Below are 18,960 nucleotides of genomic sequence, written 5' to 3' on the forward strand. Positions count from 1 at the left end.
CTCGACTGCTGATCTGGTCCTCATGATGCGCTGGCGCCGGCCGACCGGCCACCCCGCATTCACGTGGGAGATGTCCCCAGGCGTGAGAGAGTTCACGGCTGAGGGCACACGCTCACTTCCACGCTCAGTCGCTGTTCCCCCCCACCCAGGATGACGCCGCGCAAGGGAGCCACGTCACCGAAGTCCCCCCCCCAGCCCAGCAGCACGAAGCGTTCGTCTGCCAGGGCGTTGTTGGTGGGGTCGAACTCCACCCAGCCGAGCCCGGGCGCCCAGGCCGCCACCCAGGCGTGACTGGCATCCACGCCCATCAGTCTCGGCTGGCCAGGTGGCGGCCGGGTCAGCAGGTAGCCGGACATGTACAGCGCCGGCAAGCCCAGGGCTCGCAGTCCGGCAATCATCAGGTGGGCGAAATCCTGGCAGACCCCAGCGCGACGATCGAGCACCGTTTCCACGGGCGTGCTGACGGTGGTGACGCCATTTTCGAAGCGAAAGTCGGCGTGAATCCTCTCCATCAGGTCGTGCACGGCCTCGAACCAGTTGCGCCCTGGCGGGAAGCTGCGGCGCGCATAGTCCAGGGCCGCCGCCGACCAGGGCAGCAGGGAGGAGGCCTCGCGCGCCTGGGCCGGCAGCAGCCCGGGAGGCGGGTGCGGCGGCAGCAGGGTGTCTCGCACGGCCTCCCAGCCAGGTGCCCCCGAGGGCCCGGCGACGGGGCGCGGACCCAGCTCCACCTCGCAGACCATGTGCACCCTCAAAGCCGGATGCGGCCGGTGCAAGGCAAAACGGGTCACGGTATTGCCGAAGCTGTCCTGACGGGTTTCGACCTCGTCCGGCACCGGGTCCACCAGCAGCCGGTGCCACACCAGGTGCTGCCACGCGAGCTCACGGGGTGTCAGGTGGGCCATCTGCCAGGAATCCGACACGGCCGCGCCGTAGTCGTAGCGGGTCTCGTGTTCGATGCGGTAACGGGGCATGGCGATGATCAGGCCGGCTCACGCCGCCATGTGCAGCAGGCTGCGCGGCAGGGCGTGGGTGAAAAAGCGGTGGGTGATGTCGTCGGACAGCCGGCAGGCGCTGTCTCGCAGGCCGATCAGCAACGGGCCGAGCGCCGGGTTGTCCGGGTGCAGGTCCGTCGGTGCGAGCCGCGTCAGTTGGTCGGCGCAGCGCACCAGCCCGTGGTGAGCAAAGGCGCCGTGCTGCGTCTCCAGCCGCTGCACAAAGTCCACCAGCCCGCGCACCTGGAATCCGACCGAGCGTGGGTTGCTGTCGTCGCGCAAGAGCAAGTCCAGCACAGGCAGCCATTCCGGGGCCACGAGGAAGCGGGAACGGTAGGTGACGCTGGAGTCGCACAGCTCCAGGAGCCAATCCAGGCCGCTGTCGGGCCCTGCGCTCAGGGCCGCCTCCAGAGCCTGCGTGAGAAAGCACAGACGCTCGATGCGCCGCCCGATCGACAGGAAGCGCCAGTCCGTGCCGCGTGACATGCCGTCCAGCGCAAAACCCGACAGCGTCATCAACCCGATCACGGCACGGTCCAGCCAGTTCAACGTCGCGGGCAGCGTGGCCTGCTTCTGGAACACCTCGTCGTGAGCCAGCTGCTGCAGGACACGCCAATGATCCAGTGACAGGCGGTCCCGCAGGTGAAATCCCGCGCGAGCCAGTTGGGTCAGCACGGCACCCAGCCCCTGGTCCGGGCTGGTGGCGGCGCGCAGCAGCGCCGGCACGGCGTCGGATGTGTCGTCCAGCAGACCCCACGCGCGCGCCAGCGCCCAGGCCGCGGCTGCCCCCTCCTCCTGTTCGGCTGCCTCGCTGACGCTGCGCGTCAGCGCCACGCGCAGCAGGCGGGCGGTGCAGTCGCTGCGCTCGCCGTAGCGGCCAAACCAGAACAGGTTCTCCGCCGCGCGCGAGGACAGGTGGCCTCTCGAGCGCGCGAGATCGTCGGGCGTGACCGTCGTGCGCAGCAGGGAAAAGGCGGAGTTCACGGGCTCCTCGCAGAGCACCCAGGCATCCTTCGATCCGCCACCGCGCTGCATGGAGATGGCCTCCGTATCGCCAGGCCCGCCCACGCGCACGAGCCCGCCGGGCATCACCGCATGGCCATCCGGGGTGGCCACCGCGAACGCTCGCAAGCCCACGGCACGCGCCGCCAGATGGAGGGGGCGATGACGGTCCAGCACCGGGGCCTGCGACAGCCTCACCCACTCCTGGGCGACATAGCGGTGCGGCTGCAATTCGATCTGCGCGCGCAAGGCTGCGCGTTCGGCTTCCCCGAGGCTGCGCCCGTGAACGGGCTGCAGGGTCAGGCTGCGATCGGCCGGTTTGATGACCAGCTCATCCAGGCGGGCCCAGGCATCGTCCAGGGCAGCGGGCTCGCCCAGCCACCAGGTGGCGACGGACGGGAGCCGCAAAGGCTCACCCAGCAGCCGTTCACACAGTGCCGGAAGGTAGCCCATCAGAGCACCGGATTCGAGCACCCCCGCACCGAGGCCGTTGGCAAGGAGCACGCTGCCCCGGCGCGCGCATTCGGCAAGACCCGGCACCCCCAGGGCGGAATCTGCGCGAAGCTCCAGCGGGTCGCAGTAGTCGTCGTCCTGGCGCCGCACGATGGCATGCACGCGGCGCAGCCCGTCCACGGTCTTGAGCCAGACCTTGCCCTGGCGCACCGTCAGGTCGCTCCCCTCCACCAGCACGAAGCCCAGGTAGCGGGCCAGCAGGGCATGCTCGAAATAGGTTTCGTTGTAGGGCCCCGGGGTGAGCAGCACGATGAGCTGGGGCCCGTCACCGCGTGGTGCAAGGTGTGCCAGCGATTCCCGCCACGTGGCAAAGAAGGCAGCGTGATGCTGCACCCTCAGCCGCGCAAAGGCCTCGGGAAACATCCGCGAGACCATGAGCCTGTTCTCCAGCGCATAGCCCATGCCCGACGGCGCCTGGGTCCGGTCGGAGAAGACCCACCATCGTCCATCCGGTGAGCGGGCGAGGTCGGCCGCATACTGGAAGAGGTGGATGCCGCCGGGCGGGCGGATGTCGCGCGCCGGGTGAAGGTAGCCACGGTGGCCGTACACCAGGGCCGGTGGGACCAGCCCTTCGCGCAGCAGCTGCTGCGGGCCGTACAGGTCCTTCAGAATGAGGTTGAACAGCCGCGCACGCTGGGCCACACCAGCTTCGATCATCTCCCAGTCGGCCTCGTCGAGGAGCAAGGGGATGGGGTCGACCACCCAGGGTCGGTCGGCGCCCTGAGGGTCGGCATACACGTTGTAGGTGATGCCATGTTCCCGGATCTCGCGTTCGACCATCGCCATGCGCTCGGCCAGCTGGGCAGGCGCACTCGCGCGCAGATCGTCGAGGAAGGGGCGCCAGTGCGAGCGGACCGTGCCGTCGGCCTCGCGCAGCTCGTCAAAGCGGTCGCTCAGACTGCGGTAGCCGTCGAGAAGATCGTCAGACATGGGTGCAGTCTGCCATTGCCCCGCCTGGGGCCGCATCAGGCTCCACCCGGGCGCCGCAGGTCCAGCGTGAAAGGAAAGTCGGGGTTGCGAGGCTCGCGCTTCACGCGCACCGGGCCCGGGCTGTGGCCCATGCGGAAGAAGCGCGCGAGCCGCCGGGCCTCGGCCTCGTAGGCATTGACGGGAAAGGTGGCATAGCTGCGTCCCCCTGGGTGGGTCACGTGGTACTGGCACCCACCCATCGAGCGCTGCATCCAGGTATCGACCAGATCGAAGACCAGCGGGGCATGCACACCGATCGTGGGATGCAGAGCCGACGGGGGTTGCCAGGCACGGTAGCGCACGCCGGCGACGAATTCGCCCACCCGGCCGGTGGGCTGCAAAGGCACCACCCGCCCGTTGCATGTGAGCACATGGCGGTCATCCACCAGGCCGGTGACATGCAGCTGCAAACGCTCGACCGACGAATCGACGTATCGGACCGTTCCGCCAACGGCCCCCTCCTCGCCCATCACGTGCCAGGGCTCGAGTGCCAGGCGCAGCTCCACAGCCACGCCTCGCGCAGCGAAGTCGCCCAGGTGCGGGAACCGGAACTCGAAGTGGGGGGCAAACCAGTCCAGCTCCAGCGGAAAGCCGAAGTCGCGCAACTCCTCGATGACGTCGCGCAGATCCTCCCACACGAAATGCGGCAGCATGAAGCGGTCGTGCAACTCGGTGCCCCAGCGCTTGAGCCGCTCGGGCCGGTAGGGGTGCTGCCAGAAGCGGGCGATCAGCGCGCGCATCAGCAGCTGCTGTGTCAGGCTCATGCGCGCATGCGGCGGCATTTCGAAGGCACGCATCTCCAGCAGGCCCAGACGGCCGGCCGGTCCGTCCGGCGAATACATCTTGTCGATGCAGAACTCCGCCCGGTGGGTGTTGCCAGTGACGTCGATGAGCAGGTTGCGCATGAGCCGGTCGATGAGCCACGGCGGGCAATGGTTGCTCTGCGCCTGGCGCTGCAGTTCGGCCAGCGCGATCTCGATCTCGTAGACCGAATCGTTGCGAGCCTCGTCCACCCGCGGTGCCTGGCTGGTCGGCCCGATGAACAGGCCCGAGAACAGGTAGGACAGCGAAGGGTGGTTGTGCCAGTAGGCCACCATGCTGGCGAGCAAATCCGGCCGGCGCAGGAAGGGCGAATCGGCCGGCGTGGCGCCCCCCAGCACGAAGTGGTTGCCGCCACCGGTGCCAGTATGGCGGCCATCGACCATGAACTTCTCGGTCGACAGGCGGGCCTGGAACGCCGCGTCGTACAGGAAGCTGGTCTGGTCGACCAGCTCGCCCCAACTCGACGCCGGGTGAATGTTGACTTCGATCACCCCGGGGTCGGGCGTCACGCGCAGGGTCTGCAGGCGCGGGTCGCGCGGCGGCTCGTAGCCTTCGAGCACCACCGGCAGGCGCATCTCGGCCGCCGTGGCCTCGATGGCTGCCACCAACTCGAGGTAGTCCTCCAGGTGGCTGAGCGGCGGCATGAAGAGGTAGAGCCTCCCCTCGCGCGGCTGGGCGCACAGGGCCGTGCGGGTGATCGACACGGCCGACTCGAAGGCCCGAGGGCGCTGGTCGGCCGCGAGGGCATCGCCTTCCCTCCCCTGACCTTCGCAAGCCGCCTCCGCCCGCGCGGCGGCCGCTTTCAACCGCTGGGCCTGGGCCACCCCGGCCATGCCAGGCAACTGCGCCTGAATGCGCTGATAGGCAGGCAGCGGTGCCAACTCCTCGGTCAGGTCGCGGTCGTACTGATAGGGATAGTCTGATTTGGCCACCCAGGGTTGTGAATCGAGCGGCAAGCGATAACCCATGGGGGAGTCGCCCGGCACGAGGTAGCAGCGTTCGGCCCGCAGGAACCACGGACCGCTGCCCCAGCGCTGTCGGCCGCGCGGCAAGCGCTGCAGCGGCAGCACATGCCCCACCACCGCCGACAGGCCCTGCTCGAAGACGCGGCGCAAGCGGTCGCGTTCGAGCGGATCGTCCAGGCGGGCATCGAAGGGATCGACGTTGACGGGCAGCCGCCGCTCGCGCCAGAGGTAGTACCAAGTGTCTTCGTAAGCCGCAAAGATGTTGCCGCTGCCCACCGCCAGGCGTTCGGCCACCCCTTCGAGAAAGCGCCGGGCATGGGCCTCGTGCACGCCGTGGTCAGCTTTCTCGTCAGCCAGGAGCGAAGGGTCGGACCAGATGGGCTCTCCGTCCTTGCGCCAGAAAAGGTTGAGCGACCAGCGCGGCAGCTGCTCGCCCGGATACCACTTGCCCTGCCCGTAGTGCAAGAGTCCACCGTCGCCGTAACGCGCCTTCAGGCGTGCAAGCAAGTCAGCGGCCAGTCGTCGCTTGGTGGGGCCCAGGGCATCGGTGTTCCATTCCGCGCCATCGCGGTCGTCCACCGAGACGAAGGTCGGCTCGCCACCCTGGGTGAGGCGCACGTCGCCGCGCCGCAGCGTCTCGTCGACCTCGTGGCCCAAGGCCTCGATGCGCGCCCATTGCTCGTCGGTGTAGGGCTTGGTCACGCGCGGGGCTTCCCACACCCGCTCGACCTTCATGTGGTGTGCGAACTCGACCTCTGCCTTGTCCATCAGCCCGGTCACCGGCGCCGCCGATGAGGGCTCTGGCGAGCAGGCCAGCGGGATGTGGCCTTCGCCGGCCAGCAGGCCCGAGGTCGGATCGAGCCCGATCCAGCCAGCCCCGGGCAGAAAGACCTCGCACCAGGCGTGGAGGTCGGTGAAATCGGCCTCGGGGCCCGATGGGCCATCGAGCGACTTCACGTCGGGCACCAGCTGGATGAGGTAGCCCGACACGAAGCGCGCTGCCAGGCCCAGGTGGCGCAGCAGCTGCACCAGCAGCCAGGCCGAGTCGCGGCAGGAGCCGGAGCCCAAGGTCAGCGTCTCCTCGGGCGTCTGCACGCCGGGCTCAAGGCGAATGAGGTAGCTCACGTCGCGTTGTACGCGCTGATTCAGTTCCACCAGGAAGTCGATCGTGGCCTTCGGCTCGGGCGGGATGGCGGCCAGGTAACGCTCGAAGGCGGGTGTGGCGGGCAGCTCGACGAGGTAGGGCGCCAGCTCGCGCTGCTGGGCGTCGTCATACGCGAATGGAAACTTCTCGGCGTGCGGCTCCAGAAAGAAGTCGAAAGGGTTGAGCACCGCCATCTCGGCGACCAGGTCCACTTCGATGCGGAACTCGGTCGTCTTCTCTGGAAAGACCAGGCGTGCCAGGTAGTTCGACTGTGGGTCCTGTTGCCAGTTGATGAAATGCTGGGCCGGCGTGACCTGCATCGAATAGCTCAGGATGCGCGTGCGTGCGTGTGGCGCCGGCCGCAAGCGCACGACCTGGGGCCCCAGTTGCACCGGCCGGTCGTAGCGATAGTGGGTGACGTGGTTCAGTGCAACGTGGATGGACATGGTCCGACTCAATGCGTCACGGGAACGAGGAAGTCGCGGCTGATGCCCCGGCCCAGGTCACCGATGCGGTCAAGGAACTGCGTGAGGTAGGCGTGCAGTCCGGTGGACAGGATCTCATCGATGCGGGCGTACTGAAGGTCGGCCTGAAGACGGCCCGCGCGACGCTGCGTCTCAGCCGATTGCTCATTGGCCACGTGAGACAGGTTGGACACCACCTCACCCACGCAGGCTGCCAGTGAACGCGGCATGTCCGGGCGCAGAATCAGCAGTTCGGCCACCTTCTCCGGCCGGATCACGTTGCGATAGACCTTGCGGTACACCTCGAAGCCCGAGACCGATCGCAGGATGGCCGACCAGTGATAGAAGTCGTACTCCTGCTCCTTCGCGGCCTGGCTGCCGAAGAAGTCGCCGCCCATGCCCTGGAACTTCACGTCGAGCAAGCGGGCCGTGTTGTCGGCGCGTTCGAGGAAGGTCCCCAGGCGCAGGAAGTGGAAGGCCTCGTCCTGCAGCATGGTGCCCAGCGTCACCCCGCGCGAGAGGTGTGACCGGAACTTGACCCACTCGAAGAACTCGCCCGGGTCGCGCTGGAAGCTGCCATCGCCGATGAGCCGCTTGAACTCCAGCCAGGTCTGGTTCTGCGTTTCCCACACCTCGGTGGTGAGCGCCCCCCGCACCGCGCGTGCGTTCTCACGCGCGGCGCGCAGGCAGGAGTAGATGCTCGACGGGTTGCGCTCATCACGCACCATGTAGTCCATCACCTTGCGCGAAGCGATCGCGCCGTAGCGATCAGCATAGTCGCCGGCCAGCTCCGAGATGCTGAGCAGGCCGCGCCAGAGCTGCTCGGCCGAGGCCGCCGCACGCGGCATCAGCAGGGTCTGGTAGTTCACGTCGAGCATGCGCGCGGTGTTCTCGGCCCGCTCCATGTAGCGGGCCATCCAGAAGAGGTGGTCTGCCGTTCTCGAAAGCATGATCAGGCCTCCAGTACCCAGGTGTCCTTGGTGCCCCCGCCCTGCGAGGAGTTGACCACCAGCGAGCCTTCCTTCAGCGCCACCCTGGTGAGCCCGCCCGGCACCATCTGCACGGTCTTGCCGCTCAGCACGAAGGGTCGCAGGTCGATGTGGCGCGGGGCGATGCCGCTGTCCACGAAGGTCGGGCAGGTGGACAGGCTGAGCGTGGGCTGAGCGATGTAGCCGGCCGGATGGGCCAGAAGTTGCGCGCGGAAGGCCTCGATCTCGGCCTTCGTCGCGGCCGGTCCCACCAGCATGCCGTAGCCGCCGGCGCCATGCACCTCCTTCACCACCAGGTCGGTGAGGTGGTCGAGCACGTACTTCAGGTCGCTGGCCTCGCGGCACTGGTAGGTGGGTACGTTGTTCAGCAGCGGCTTCTCGCCCAGATAGAACTCCACCATCTTCGGCACATAGGGGTAGATCGACTTGTCATCGGCAATGCCGGTGCCGATGGCGTTGGCCAGCGTGACGTTGCCGGCACGGTACACGCCCAGCAGACCGGCACAGCCCAGCGCCGAGTCGGATCGGAAGGCCAGCGGGTCGAGGAAGTCGTCGTCCACACGCCGGTAGATCACGTCCACCCGCCTGGGGCCACGGGTGGTGCGCATGTAGATGAAGTTTTCCTTGACGAAGAGGTCCTGTCCCTCCACGAGTTCCACACCCATCTGCTGCGCCAGGAAGGCGTGCTCGAAATAGGCGGAGTTGTACATCCCCGGCGTCAGCACGACCACCGTGGGTTCGTTCACGCCGGCCGGCGCCACGGCCCGCAGGGAGTCGAGCAGCAGGTCGGGATAATGGGCCACCGGTGCCACCGCGTGCTCGCTGAAAAGATCGGGGAACAGCCGCATCATCATCTTGCGGTTCTCCAGCATGTAGCTCACGCCACTGGGCACGCGCAGGTTGTCCTCGAGCACGTAGTAGCTGCCACTGCCGTCCGGGTTGGCCGCCCGCACGATGTCCACCCCGGCAATGTGCGCATACACGCCCGAGGGCACGTCCACGCCCAGCATCTCGGGGCGGAACTGGGCGTTCTGGAAGATCTGTTCGGCCGGCACGATGCCCGCCTTGATGATTTCCTGGTCGTGATAGACATCGTGGATGAAGCGGTTGAGCGCCGTGACGCGCTGGGCGAGGCCCTTCTCCATCTCGCGCCATTCCTGAGCCGGGATGATGCGCGGGATCAGGTCGAAGGGGATGAGGCGCTCGGTGCCGGCACCATCCTCGTCTTTGGCCCCATAGACGGCGAAAGTGATGCCCACGCGGCGGAAGATCATTTCCGCCTCCTCGCGCCGCGACCGCATCAGGTCGCGCGGCTGGCGGGCCAACCAGCGATCGTAGGTTTTGTAGTGGTCACGCACCGTGGTGCTCGTGGCCTGCATCTCGTCGAAGCTGGGTCTCATGGGCTGCTCATCTCCAAGGGCGGTCAAGCAAGAAGCGGGCCCGACTCCTGATAACACGGCCAATCCGGTCAGGACGCCCTGCGCCCATGGTGCCAGTAACGCGGCCGCAGGTCACGCTCGCAGCGCCCTTGCCCCTGCGACCATCGGTAGGCGCCGCAGTTCGGCGTTGCGATGCGCTCGATGCCCCGTTCGCCATAGCGCTCCCACACCTCGCGCGCCGGATGGCCGAATCGGCTGCGGTAGGCCACCTGGAAGACCGCCACGCGAGGTCGAACGGCCTCCAGAAAGGCTGAGGTGCTGGAGGTCCTGCTGCCGTGATGGGGGGCGATCAGGAGGTCAGACGCCAGAGCCGCACCCCATCGAGCAACCAGCCGGGCCTCCTCACCATGCTCGATGTCGCCGCTCAGCAAGGCGCTGTGCCCGCCGCCGCTCACGCGCAACACGCAGGACACCTGATTGGGCTTGAGTGGCGGGGCCTGATCCTCCGCCCCAGGGTGCAAGACCTCGAAAAGCACCCCGTCCCACTGCCAAGCCTGGCCGGCCCGGCAGGGCTCGTGCCGGGCCATGTGCTGCAGCAGTTCATGCCCTTCCTCGAGCGAACTCGACACGGCGATGCCGGGGTGGCGCGCCAGCATGGCCCGGGCCCCTCCCACGTGGTCGATGTCCCGGTGAGACAGCATCAACAGGTCGATCCGGCGTTCCCCGAGCGCCTGCAACACGGGGATCAGCACACGCTGGCCGGCATCGCTGTCGGCCGAATACACGGGGCCGGTGTCATACACCAGCGTATGGCGGGCGGTGCGAACAAGCACGGCCGTACCCTGCCCCACGTCCAGTGCGATCACCTCGAAAGTTCCTGCCACAGGCCGCGACACGGGCGGCCACAGCAAGGGCAGCACCAGCAGCAGGGCCAGGGCCCGAGGCCCGCGGGGGCCAGGGAGCACCGCCAGCACGGCCCCCACGACCCCCGCGCCCATCGCCCAGCCGGGTGCGGCCGCCGTCAGCCACTCGGCCAGCGGCCATTGCGCAAGCCAGCCCAGCCAGGCGCTGAGCCCGCTCACGGCCATGGCAGCCAGGTCCCAGCATGGTGCGGCCACCACGCCCAGCATGGCCAGGGGTGTGACGACCAGGGTGACCACCGGAATGGCCACCAGATTGGACACGAACCCCACCACCGACACCTGCTGAAAAAAGATCAGCGTGAGCGGTGCCAGGCCCACCGTGGCGATCGCCTGGGTGCGCAAGCCTGCACCCACCGATTGCCGCAGCCATGCGGTCCAGCGGCTCCAGCGGCCCGGATCGGTCGAGACCGTGGCCTGAACCCAGGCCCCGTCGCCGGACGCCATCAGCAAGGCCACCGCCACGAAGGAGAGCCAGAACCCTGGGGCCAGCAACGCCCAGGGATCGACGGCCGCCACGACGGTGGCCGTGCACATGAGCATCAGCCCCCAGGGCCAGCGCCGGCCGCTCTGGGCCAGGACCGCCACGGTGGCCAGCATCCAGACCGTGCGCTGGGCCGGCACCCCCCAGCCCGAGAACACGGCATAGCCCAGCGCCAGCACCAGACCACCCCAGCGCGCGGCCACCGGGGCGGGCAGGGCGAGCATCCAGCCGTGACGGCTGCGCCAGACGCGGCGCAACACGCCGGCAGCCAGCCACGCGAACATCGTCACGTGCAACCCGCTGATGGCCATCAGGTGCGAGACGCCCGTGACGCGGAACAGGTCCCAGTCGGCCCGCTCGATGGCCGACTGCTCGCCCACCACCAGCGCTGCCAGCACGCCAGCACTGCGCCCATCGGGCACGCGCGCGCGGATGGCATCGGCCACGGCCTGGCGGGCGCGCTGCACCGGATAGCCCGGTGCCATGCCCAGCCATTCATGGCGTTGGCTGCGCAGGGAGCGCACCGAGCCCGTGGCGCCCAGGCCGTTCTCGAACAGCCACAACTCCACGTCGAAGCCGTGCGGGTTGAAGCTGCCATGCGGCTGACGCAGCCTCACGACGAATCGCCAGCGCTGGCCGGCCTGCAGGTCCTCGGGAGGACGGCGCTGCCAGGCGCCATTGGCAAAGCCCCCGCCCCAGGTGAGCAGCACGCGTGACGGCACCCCGGCCAGCGCTGGCGGCTGCGCTTGCTCATCTTCGCCCGCAAAGGCCGGGCGGGCGGACTCCACGTCGAAGCGAAAGCGCGCGCTGCCTTCGCGCCACTGAGGCAGGCTGGCGATCACACCGACGAGTTCCAGGTCCTGGCCTTCGAGCTCCAGGGACAGACGGTCGCCCAGACGTCCGTGCGCCCGGAGATCGGCCACCGCGGCGGCCAGGCATGCGGCGAGCAAGGCCCACACCAGCCGGCTCACCCAGCTCGACGCCTCTGCCCGCCCCCGCTGCCACGCCCAGGCCGCCAGCCCGGCCCCGGACAGCAGCGCCAGCCCCAGACTCCACGCCCAGGGCCACACGGCCGCCTGCTGCAACTGCCACAGCGTGCCCGCCAGATACCCACCCAGGGCCCAGCCCAGCCCCTGGCCTTCCACCTTGCGCATGCGGCTCCCTTCCCTGAACAGCCGTCGTCTTGTGCGCGAAGTGTAGGATTGGCGATTCGCTTCCTGGAGCCCCTGACATGTCTGTTTACAACCAGCTCAAAGCCCTTCACATCGAACTGCCCCCCGTGGCCACGCCGGCGGCCGCCTATGTGCCCTTCGTGCGCACCGGCAACCTGGTGTTCGTCTCCGGCCATATCGCCCGCAAGGACGGCAAGCCCTGGGTGGGCCAGCTCGGCAAGGAGATCGGCACCGAAGAAGGCAAGGCCGCCGCCCGTGCGATCGCCATCGACCTGATGGGCACCCTGCAGGCCGCCGTGGGCGATCTGAACAAGGTCAAGCGCATCGTCAAGCTGATGAGCCTGGTCAACAGCGCCCCCACCTTCACCGAACAGCACCTGGTGACCAACGGCGCCTCCGAGCTCTTCAGCCAGGTCTTTGGCGACAAGGGCGCCCATGCGCGCAGTGCCTTCGGCGTGGCCCAGATCCCCATGGGTTCCTGCGTCGAGATCGAGCTGATCGCCGAAGTGGAATGAGGGCAGGGTCTTGAAACGACTGAGCCTGAACGGCGCCCTCGTCGGCGTCATCGTGCTGTGCCTGGGCGGTGTGGCCGCCGCCCTGGTCTCGCAGTACGTCTTCGACATGCTGCCTTGCCCCTGGTGCATCCTGCAGCGTGTCATCTTCCTGACGATCGCGCTCCTCGCGCTGGTGGCCCTGGTGCTGCCGGGCCGCCCTCTCAAGCTGGGTCTGAGCGCCCTCGGACTGACGCTCGCCGCCTCGGGCGTGGCGGCGGCGATCTACCAGAACCGCGTGGCCGCACAGGAGTTCTCCTGCAATCTCACGCTGGCCGACCGCATCATCAGTGCCCTCGGCCTGGAAAGTGCCGTACCCTTCCTCTTCCGCATTTCGGCCTCGTGCATGGACGCCGCGGTGGACCTGCTGGGCCTGCCCTACGAGGCCTGGAGCGGCCTGCTCTTCGTGATCGTGGGTGGCGTGCTGGTTCTGGGGCTGCGCGCACGCTGAGTGGAGGGACAGGCGATGGCGAGCCTCTTCGACCTCCTGTCCACTCAGCTGGGCGAGGCCTGGAGGCCCCGGCGCCGCCCCACGGCCCATCGCGCGTATCGTTGCGTGTGCGAGCGGCCTGTCTTCTTCCGCAACAGCGAGTGCCTGGCCTGTCACACCCCGCTGGGCTACGAACCTCAACGCGCCCTGGTCGTGCCGCTGCGTGCGGTCCCGGGTGACGACACCCTCTGGGAGACTGCCACCGGCGCCCCTGGACGCTTTCGTCGCTGCGCCAATTTCCATCTCGCGGCCGGCTGCAACTGGCTGGTGGCGGCCGAGGACCCGGCGCCACTGTGCGTGGCCTGCCGGCTGAACCGCACCATCCCCGACCTGGACCGCGAAGACAACGCCCAGCTCTGGCAACGCATCGAAGTGGCCAAGCGGCGACTGGTGTCCTCGCTGGTGGCCCTGCGGCTGCCGGTGCGCTCTCGAGTGAGCGAAGACCCGGACCATGGCCTGGCGTTCGACTTCCTGCGTGCGGCACCCGACGGCCCCCCGGTGCTGACCGGCCATGCCCAGGGCATCATCACGCTGAACGTTGAAGAGGCCGACGACGCCTACCGCGAGCGCGTGCGCACGGCCCTGCGAGAGCCCTACCGCACGCTGCTGGGTCATTTCCGGCACGAGGTGGGCCACTACTACTGGGACCGTCTGGTCGCCGGCACGGCCTGGCTGGAGGACTTCCGCGAGCTGTTCGGCGACGAGCGATCAGACTACGCCGCTGCCCTTCAGCGCCACTACGAAGAGGGCCCCGCGCCCGACTGGGCCCACCACCACGTGAGCGCCTATGCCAGCACCCATCCCTGGGAAGACTGGGCCGAGACCTGGGCCCACTACCTGCACATGGTGGACACGCTGGACACGGCCCTGAGTTTCGGGCTGGAAGCCGACGACCTGGAAATCAGCTACGAACCTTTCGGGCCGGACAGCCTCTTCCGGCCCGACGCCCCCGGCGCCGCACGCTTCCTGTCCTTCGTGAACGCCTGGACGGAGCTCACCGGCGTCCTCAACGAACTCTCACGCAGCATGGGCCTGCACGACTTCTATCCCTTCGTGCTGCCGCGCGAGGCGGTCGCCAAGCTGCAGTTCGTGCACCTCGTCATCAGCGATGCCGGATCTGCCACCTCAGCCCGGTAGCACCCGCGTGGCCTTGAAGCCCACCGCCTTACCTTTGCGGGCACGCTTGCCCACATACTCGGCCAGCGCGGCCCCGCGATAGTCCTCGTCCTTGGCTTTGCCGCCGCGGCCCGTGCCCAGCACCTTGAGTGTCCCGGCAAAGGCAGCCACCGACACCAGGGGGTCCTTGGCGTCCACGTCCATCAGCGTGAGGCCTCGCCCACCCTTGGGCTGCAGCTTCAGTTCATCCAGCGCAAAGACCAGCAGCCTTGCGCTCATCGACAGGCAAGCCACCTGGCCAGCCCCTGCCGCCACGGGTGCGGGCGGCAGCAGGCGTGCACCGTCATCGAGGTCCAGGAAGCTCTTGCCGCCCTTCTGGCGCGACACCATATCACCGATGCGCGCGAGCAGGCCGTAGCCGGCTGTGCTGGCCAGCAGCAGCGTGGTCTCGAGCGGGCCCGCCACATAGTGGGCCAGTTGGGTACCTGCTTCCAGTTCGATCATCGTCGTCACCGGCTGCCCATCGCCGCGGCCCCCCGGCAGCGTGCTCACCGCCACGGTATAGACACGGCCGTTGCTGCCGAGGACCAGCAGCGTATCGACCGTGCGGCACTCGAAGGTGCCATACAGGCCATCGCCAGCCTTGAACGCAAAGCTCGCCGGATCATGGCCATGCCCCTGCCGGGCGCGCACCCAGCCCTTCTGGCTCACCACCACGGTGACCGGCTCGTCGATCACCTTGACCTCGGCCACCGCCTTCTTCTCTTCCTGGATCAGGGTACGACGTTCGTCACCGTACTGCTTGGCATCGGCCTCGATCTCCTTGACCACCGTGCGCCTGAGCGCGGCCGGGCTGCCGAGGATGTCTTCGAGCTTGGCCTGCTCGCCGCGCAGCTCCTTCAGTTCCTGTTCGATCTTGAGTGCTTCCAGGCGCGCCAGCTGGCGCAACCGGATCTCGAGGATGTCCTCGGCCTGGCGCTCACTGAGGCGAAAGCGCTCGATCAGCGCCGGCTTGGGCTCATCGGCGTTGCGGATGATGCGGATCACCTCGTCGATGTTCAGCAGCACCAGTTGCCGGCCTTCCAGCACATGGATGCGGTCGAGCACCTTGTTGAGGCGATGGCGGGTGCGGCGCTCCACCGTCGCCAGGCGGAATCCGATCCACTCGGTCAGCACCTGGCGCAAGGACTTCTGCGTAGGCCGGCCATCGCTGCCCACCATCGTCAGGTTGACCGGTACCGAGCTTTCCAGGCTGGTGTGCGCCAGCAGCGTGGTGATCAGCTCCTGCTGCTCGATGCGGCTGGTCTTGGGCTCGAACACCAGGCGCACCGGTGCGTCCTTGCTGGATTCGTCGCGCACGGCGTCCAGCACGGCCAGCACCGTGGTCTTGAGCTGGAGCTGCTCGGTGGTGAGCGCCTTCTTGCCGGCCTTCACCTTCGGGTTGGTCAGCTCCTCGATCTCTTCCAGCACCTTCTGTGCGCTGGTACCTGGCGGCAATTCGGTCACCACGAGTTGCCATTGCCCGCGCGCGAGGTCCTCGATCTTCCAGCGTGCACGCACCTTCAGGCTGCCGCGGCCGCCCGCATAGGCCTCGCGGATGTCGCTGGCGCTGCTGATGATCTGGCCGCCCCCCGGGAAGTCCGGCCCCGGCAGCAGGCCGAATAGCTCGTCGTCGGAGAGCTTCTCGTTCCTGATCAGCGCCACGGCAGCCGCCGCCACTTCACGCAGGTTGTGCGAGGGGATCTCGGTGGCCAGGCCCACCGCAATGCCGCTCGCACCGTTGAGCAGCACGAAGGGCAGGCGCGCCGGCAGCTGGCGCGGCTCCTGCGTCGAGCCGTCGTAGTTGGGGATGAAATCGACCGTGCCCTCGTCGATCTCGTCGAGCAGCAGCCGCGTGATCGGCGCCAGGCGTGCCTCGGTGTAGCGCATGGCCGCTGCGCCGTCACCGTCACGCGAACCGAAGTTGCCCTGGCCGTCGATGAGCGGATAGCGCTGGCTGAAGTCCTGCGCCATGCGCACCAGCGCGTCGTAGGCCGCGGTGTCTCCATGCGGGTGGTAGCGGCCCAGCACGTCGCCCACCACACGGGCGCTCTTCACGGGCTTGGCGCCACCGCTGCCAGTGAAGCTCAGGCCCATGCGCTCCATCGCATAAAGGATGCGCCGCTGCACGGGTTTCTGCCCGTCGCACACGTCGGGCAGGGCCCGGCCCTTCACCACGCTCAGTGCGTACTCCAGGTAGGCGCGTTCCGCGTAGCGGGCCAGGGCCAGGTTGTCGTCGCCCTCGCCACCGCTCGAAAAATCCATCGTGGTCTGATCCATCATGTCTGTGCACCGCCCTCGTCGGCGGTCTCCTGGCCCGTCTCGACCCGGGCACGGTATTCGTCTTCGAGCATCGACATCACGATGAGGGATTCATAGCCGTGATCGGTCAGCACGCTCTCCCGCAGCCGCCCTTCCTCGACGAAGCCCTCGGTGTCATACAGCGTCTTGGCACGGGTGTTGTGGGGACGCACGTCCAGCCAGAAGCGGTGCGCCCCCAGCTCGTTGAAGGCGATGCGCTTGAGCAGGCGCAGGCAGGCCCGGCCCAGCCCCTGACCCTTGGGCTGGATCACCATGCGCTTGAGTTCGATCGAGCGGTGCCGGTTCCGGCAGCCCACCAGGATCACGAACCCCACCGGCACGTGTGCCTCGCCGGTTTCGACGATGAAGTGACGGAAATCGGGGATGCGCACGGCCGCTTCGTGCTGCGTACGATCCCAGGGGGTGATCGTGGGCCGGTTGACCGGGTCGTTTTCCATCGCCACGACCTGGTCCAGGTCGTCGATCAGGGTGGGCCGCAGGCGGACCCGGGTGTTGCCGAGCATCGGTGGCCCTTCAGATGTCGATGTCCACGGCGTCGCCGTGCAGTTCCATCAGGTCGCGGCGCGCCTGGGCCTCGCCCTTGCCCATGAGCTTGTTCATCGAGCGCTCCGTGTCGGCAAAGCCCAGGTCGCCGTAGGCCACCCGCAGCAAACGCCGGGTGTCGGGGTTGAGCGTGGTTTCCCACAGCTGCTCGGCGCTCATCTCGCCCAGGCCCTTGAAGCGACTGATGGTCCAGGCCCCTTCGCGGCAGCCTTCCTTGCGCAGCTTGTCGAGGATGGCCGTGAGTTCGCCCTCGTCCAGGGCGTAGAGCTTGGCCGCGGGCTTTTTGCCGCGGGCCGGCGCATCCACGCGGAAGAGCGGCGGCTTGGCCACGTACACGTGGCCGCGCTCGATCAGCCTGGGGAAGTGGCGGAAGAAGAGCGTGAGCAGCAGCACCTGGATGTGCGAGCCGTCCACGTCGGCATCCGACAGGATGCAGATCTTGCCGTAGCGCAGCCCCGACAGGTCGGGCTCGTCGTTCGGCCCGTGCGGGTCCACGCCGATCGCCACGGCGATGTCGTGGATCTCGTTGTTCTTGAACAGCAGGTCGCGCTCCACCTCCCAGGCGTTGAGCACCTTGCCGCGCAGCGGCAGGATGGCCTGGGTTTCCTTGTCGCGGCCCATCTTGGCGCTGCCGCCGGCCGAGTCGCCTTCCACCAGGAAGACTTCATTGAGCGACAGGTCGCGGCTTTCGCAGTCGGTGAGCTTGCCCGGCAGCACGGCCACGCCAGAACCCTTCTTTTTCTCGACCTTCTGTCCGGCACGCTGACGGGCCTGGGCCTGCTTGATCACCAGCTCAGCCAGCTTCCTGCCCTGGTCCACATGCTGGTTCAGCCACAGCTCCAGCGCCGGCTTCACGTAGGTGGACACCAGGCGCAGCGCGTCACGGCTGTTGAGCCGCTCCTTGGTCTGGCCCTGGAACTGCGGGTCAAGCACCTTGGCGCTGAGCACGAAGCTCGCCCGCGAGAACACGTCCTCAGGCATCAGCTTCACGCCCTTGGGCAGCAGGCTGTGCAGTTCGATGAAGCCCTTGACCGCACCGAACAGGCCGTCCTTCAGGCCCGCCTCGTGGGTGCCCCCGGCCACCGTGGGGATCAGGTTGACATAGCTCTCGCGCATCGGCGCACCGTCTTCGGTGAAAGCCACGCACCAGGCGGCGCCCTCGCCCTCGGCGAAGTTCTCGGTCTCGCCCTCTTCAGCGTAATGCTCCCCCTCGAAGAGCGAGATCACCGGGTCGGAGGGCAGGGTCTGCAGCAGGTAGTCGCGCAAGCCGCCCTTGTAGAGCCAGGTCTGGGTCTCTCCGCTCTTTTCGTAGGTGAGCGTGACCGTCACCCCCGGCATCAGCACGGCCTTGCTGCGCAGCAGGTGCACCAGCTCGTGCTTGGGCAACTCGGCACTCTCGAAGTACTTCGCGTCGGGCCAGGCCCGCACCGTGGTGCCCTGCTTGCGCTCACCCGCCTCGGCCTTGCGTTGCACCAGGGGCTCGATCACGTCGCCGCCACTGAAGGCCAGGCTGGCCACTTTGCCTTCGCGCCAGACCTGCACCTGCAGGCGTTTCGACAGCGCATTCGTCACGCTCACGCCCACACCATGCAGGCCCCCGGAGAAGCTGTAGGCGCCCCCCGAACCCTTGTCGAACTTGCCGCCGGCATGCAGCCGCGTGAAGACGATCTCGACCACCGGCACCTTCTCCTCCGGGTGCAGCCCGAAGGGAATGCCGCGGCCGTCGTCCTCGACGCTGACCGAGCCGTCGGTGTGCACGGTGACCGCGATGCGCCGCCCGAAGCCGGCCAGGGCCTCGTCGGCCGCGTTGTCGATGACTTCCTGGATGATGTGCAGCGGGTTGTCGGTGCGCGTGTACATGCCCGGGCGCTGCTTGACGGGCTCCAGACCCTTGAGCACGCGGATGGACGCTTCGCCGTAGGTGCCGGCGCCGGCGGAGGAAGACGGACTGGTTCGGGTAGCCATATGGCCCGCGATTCTAGGACCGCATTCGGTTACGTCTGCCGGGCCCGGTCGGTGTTAGTCTGCGCGGTGCAATGCGGGCGGTGTCCCGCGCGTCCATGTTTCACCGTTCCTCTGGAAAG

The 18,960-nt window shown here is 68.1% G+C and carries 12 protein-coding genes; 3 read left to right on the forward strand and 9 right to left on the reverse strand.

Annotated features, from left to right (window positions below):
- Window positions 1–92: 92 nt before the first annotated feature.
- The 6 genes from C1704_RS10870 to C1704_RS10895 form a co-directional block, all read right to left on the reverse strand.
- Window positions 93–971, reverse strand: a complete 879-nt coding sequence (locus C1704_RS10870; protein WP_104302756.1) for a transglutaminase family protein — start codon at window positions 969–971, stop codon at window positions 93–95.
- 18 nt (window positions 972–989) lie between these two features.
- Window positions 990–3,437: a circularly permuted type 2 ATP-grasp protein gene (locus tag C1704_RS10875; protein WP_104302757.1), complete on the reverse strand. Its 2,448-nt coding sequence runs from the start codon at window positions 3,435–3,437 to the stop codon at window positions 990–992.
- A gap of 35 nt (window positions 3,438–3,472) precedes the next feature.
- Entirely contained in the window at window positions 3,473–6,853 is a 3,381-nt protein-coding gene (locus C1704_RS10880; protein ID WP_104302758.1) for a transglutaminase family protein, read from the reverse strand.
- Between the two features lie 8 nt (window positions 6,854–6,861).
- Complete coding sequence (locus C1704_RS10885; protein WP_104302759.1) at window positions 6,862–7,821, reverse strand: alpha-E domain-containing protein; 960 nt, start codon at window positions 7,819–7,821, stop codon at window positions 6,862–6,864.
- Window positions 7,822–7,823: 2 nt separating this feature from the next.
- Window positions 7,824–9,260 (reverse strand): circularly permuted type 2 ATP-grasp protein, encoded by a 1,437-nt coding sequence (locus C1704_RS10890; protein WP_104302760.1) that lies wholly within the window; start codon window positions 9,258–9,260, stop codon window positions 7,824–7,826.
- 68 nt (window positions 9,261–9,328) lie between these two features.
- The gene (locus C1704_RS10895) at window positions 9,329–11,797 is read right to left on the reverse strand and encodes a ComEC/Rec2 family competence protein (protein ID WP_104302761.1); all 2,469 of its coding nucleotides are present in this window, start codon (window positions 11,795–11,797) and stop codon (window positions 9,329–9,331) included.
- Window positions 11,798–11,874: 77 nt separating this feature from the next.
- Here C1704_RS10895 and C1704_RS10900 point away from each other — a divergent pair, with 77 nt between their 5' ends.
- The 3 genes from C1704_RS10900 to C1704_RS10910 are packed head-to-tail and all read left to right on the forward strand — an operon-like array spanning window position 11,875 to window position 13,993.
- A complete protein-coding gene (locus C1704_RS10900) occupies window positions 11,875–12,330 on the forward strand; it encodes a RidA family protein (protein WP_104302762.1) in 456 nt (151 codons plus the stop codon).
- Window positions 12,331–12,340: 10 nt separating this feature from the next.
- A complete protein-coding gene (locus C1704_RS10905) occupies window positions 12,341–12,817 on the forward strand; it encodes a disulfide bond formation protein B (RefSeq protein WP_104302763.1) in 477 nt (158 codons plus the stop codon).
- Between the two features lie 15 nt (window positions 12,818–12,832).
- Window positions 12,833–13,993: a zinc-binding metallopeptidase family protein gene (locus C1704_RS10910; RefSeq protein WP_104302764.1), complete on the forward strand. Its 1,161-nt coding sequence runs from the start codon at window positions 12,833–12,835 to the stop codon at window positions 13,991–13,993.
- Here C1704_RS10910 and parC read toward each other — a convergent pair.
- From parC to C1704_RS10925, 3 genes are read right to left on the reverse strand one after another with little or no spacing between them, the layout of a single operon-like run.
- On the reverse strand, window positions 13,982–16,294 hold the full coding sequence (parC, locus tag C1704_RS10915) for a DNA topoisomerase IV subunit A (protein WP_245876452.1): 2,313 nt from the start codon (window positions 16,292–16,294) through the stop codon (window positions 13,982–13,984). The two genes, C1704_RS10910 and parC, sit on opposite strands and share 12 nt — an antisense overlap.
- Complete coding sequence (locus C1704_RS10920; RefSeq protein WP_104302766.1) at window positions 16,291–16,836, reverse strand: GNAT family N-acetyltransferase; 546 nt, start codon at window positions 16,834–16,836, stop codon at window positions 16,291–16,293. Before C1704_RS10920 ends, parC begins: the two co-directional genes overlap by 4 nt.
- Before the next feature lie 10 nt (window positions 16,837–16,846).
- Window positions 16,847–18,841 carry a DNA topoisomerase IV subunit B gene (locus C1704_RS10925; protein ID WP_104302767.1) on the reverse strand — a complete coding sequence of 665 codons (1,995 nt, stop codon included), beginning with the start codon at window positions 18,839–18,841 and terminating at the stop codon, window positions 16,847–16,849.
- Between the last annotated feature and the right edge of the window lie 119 nt (window positions 18,842–18,960).

Origin of the sequence: Caldimonas caldifontis (assembly GCF_002930615.1) — a bacterium.
GTDB lineage: Bacteria > Pseudomonadota > Gammaproteobacteria > Burkholderiales > Burkholderiaceae_C > Caldimonas > Caldimonas caldifontis.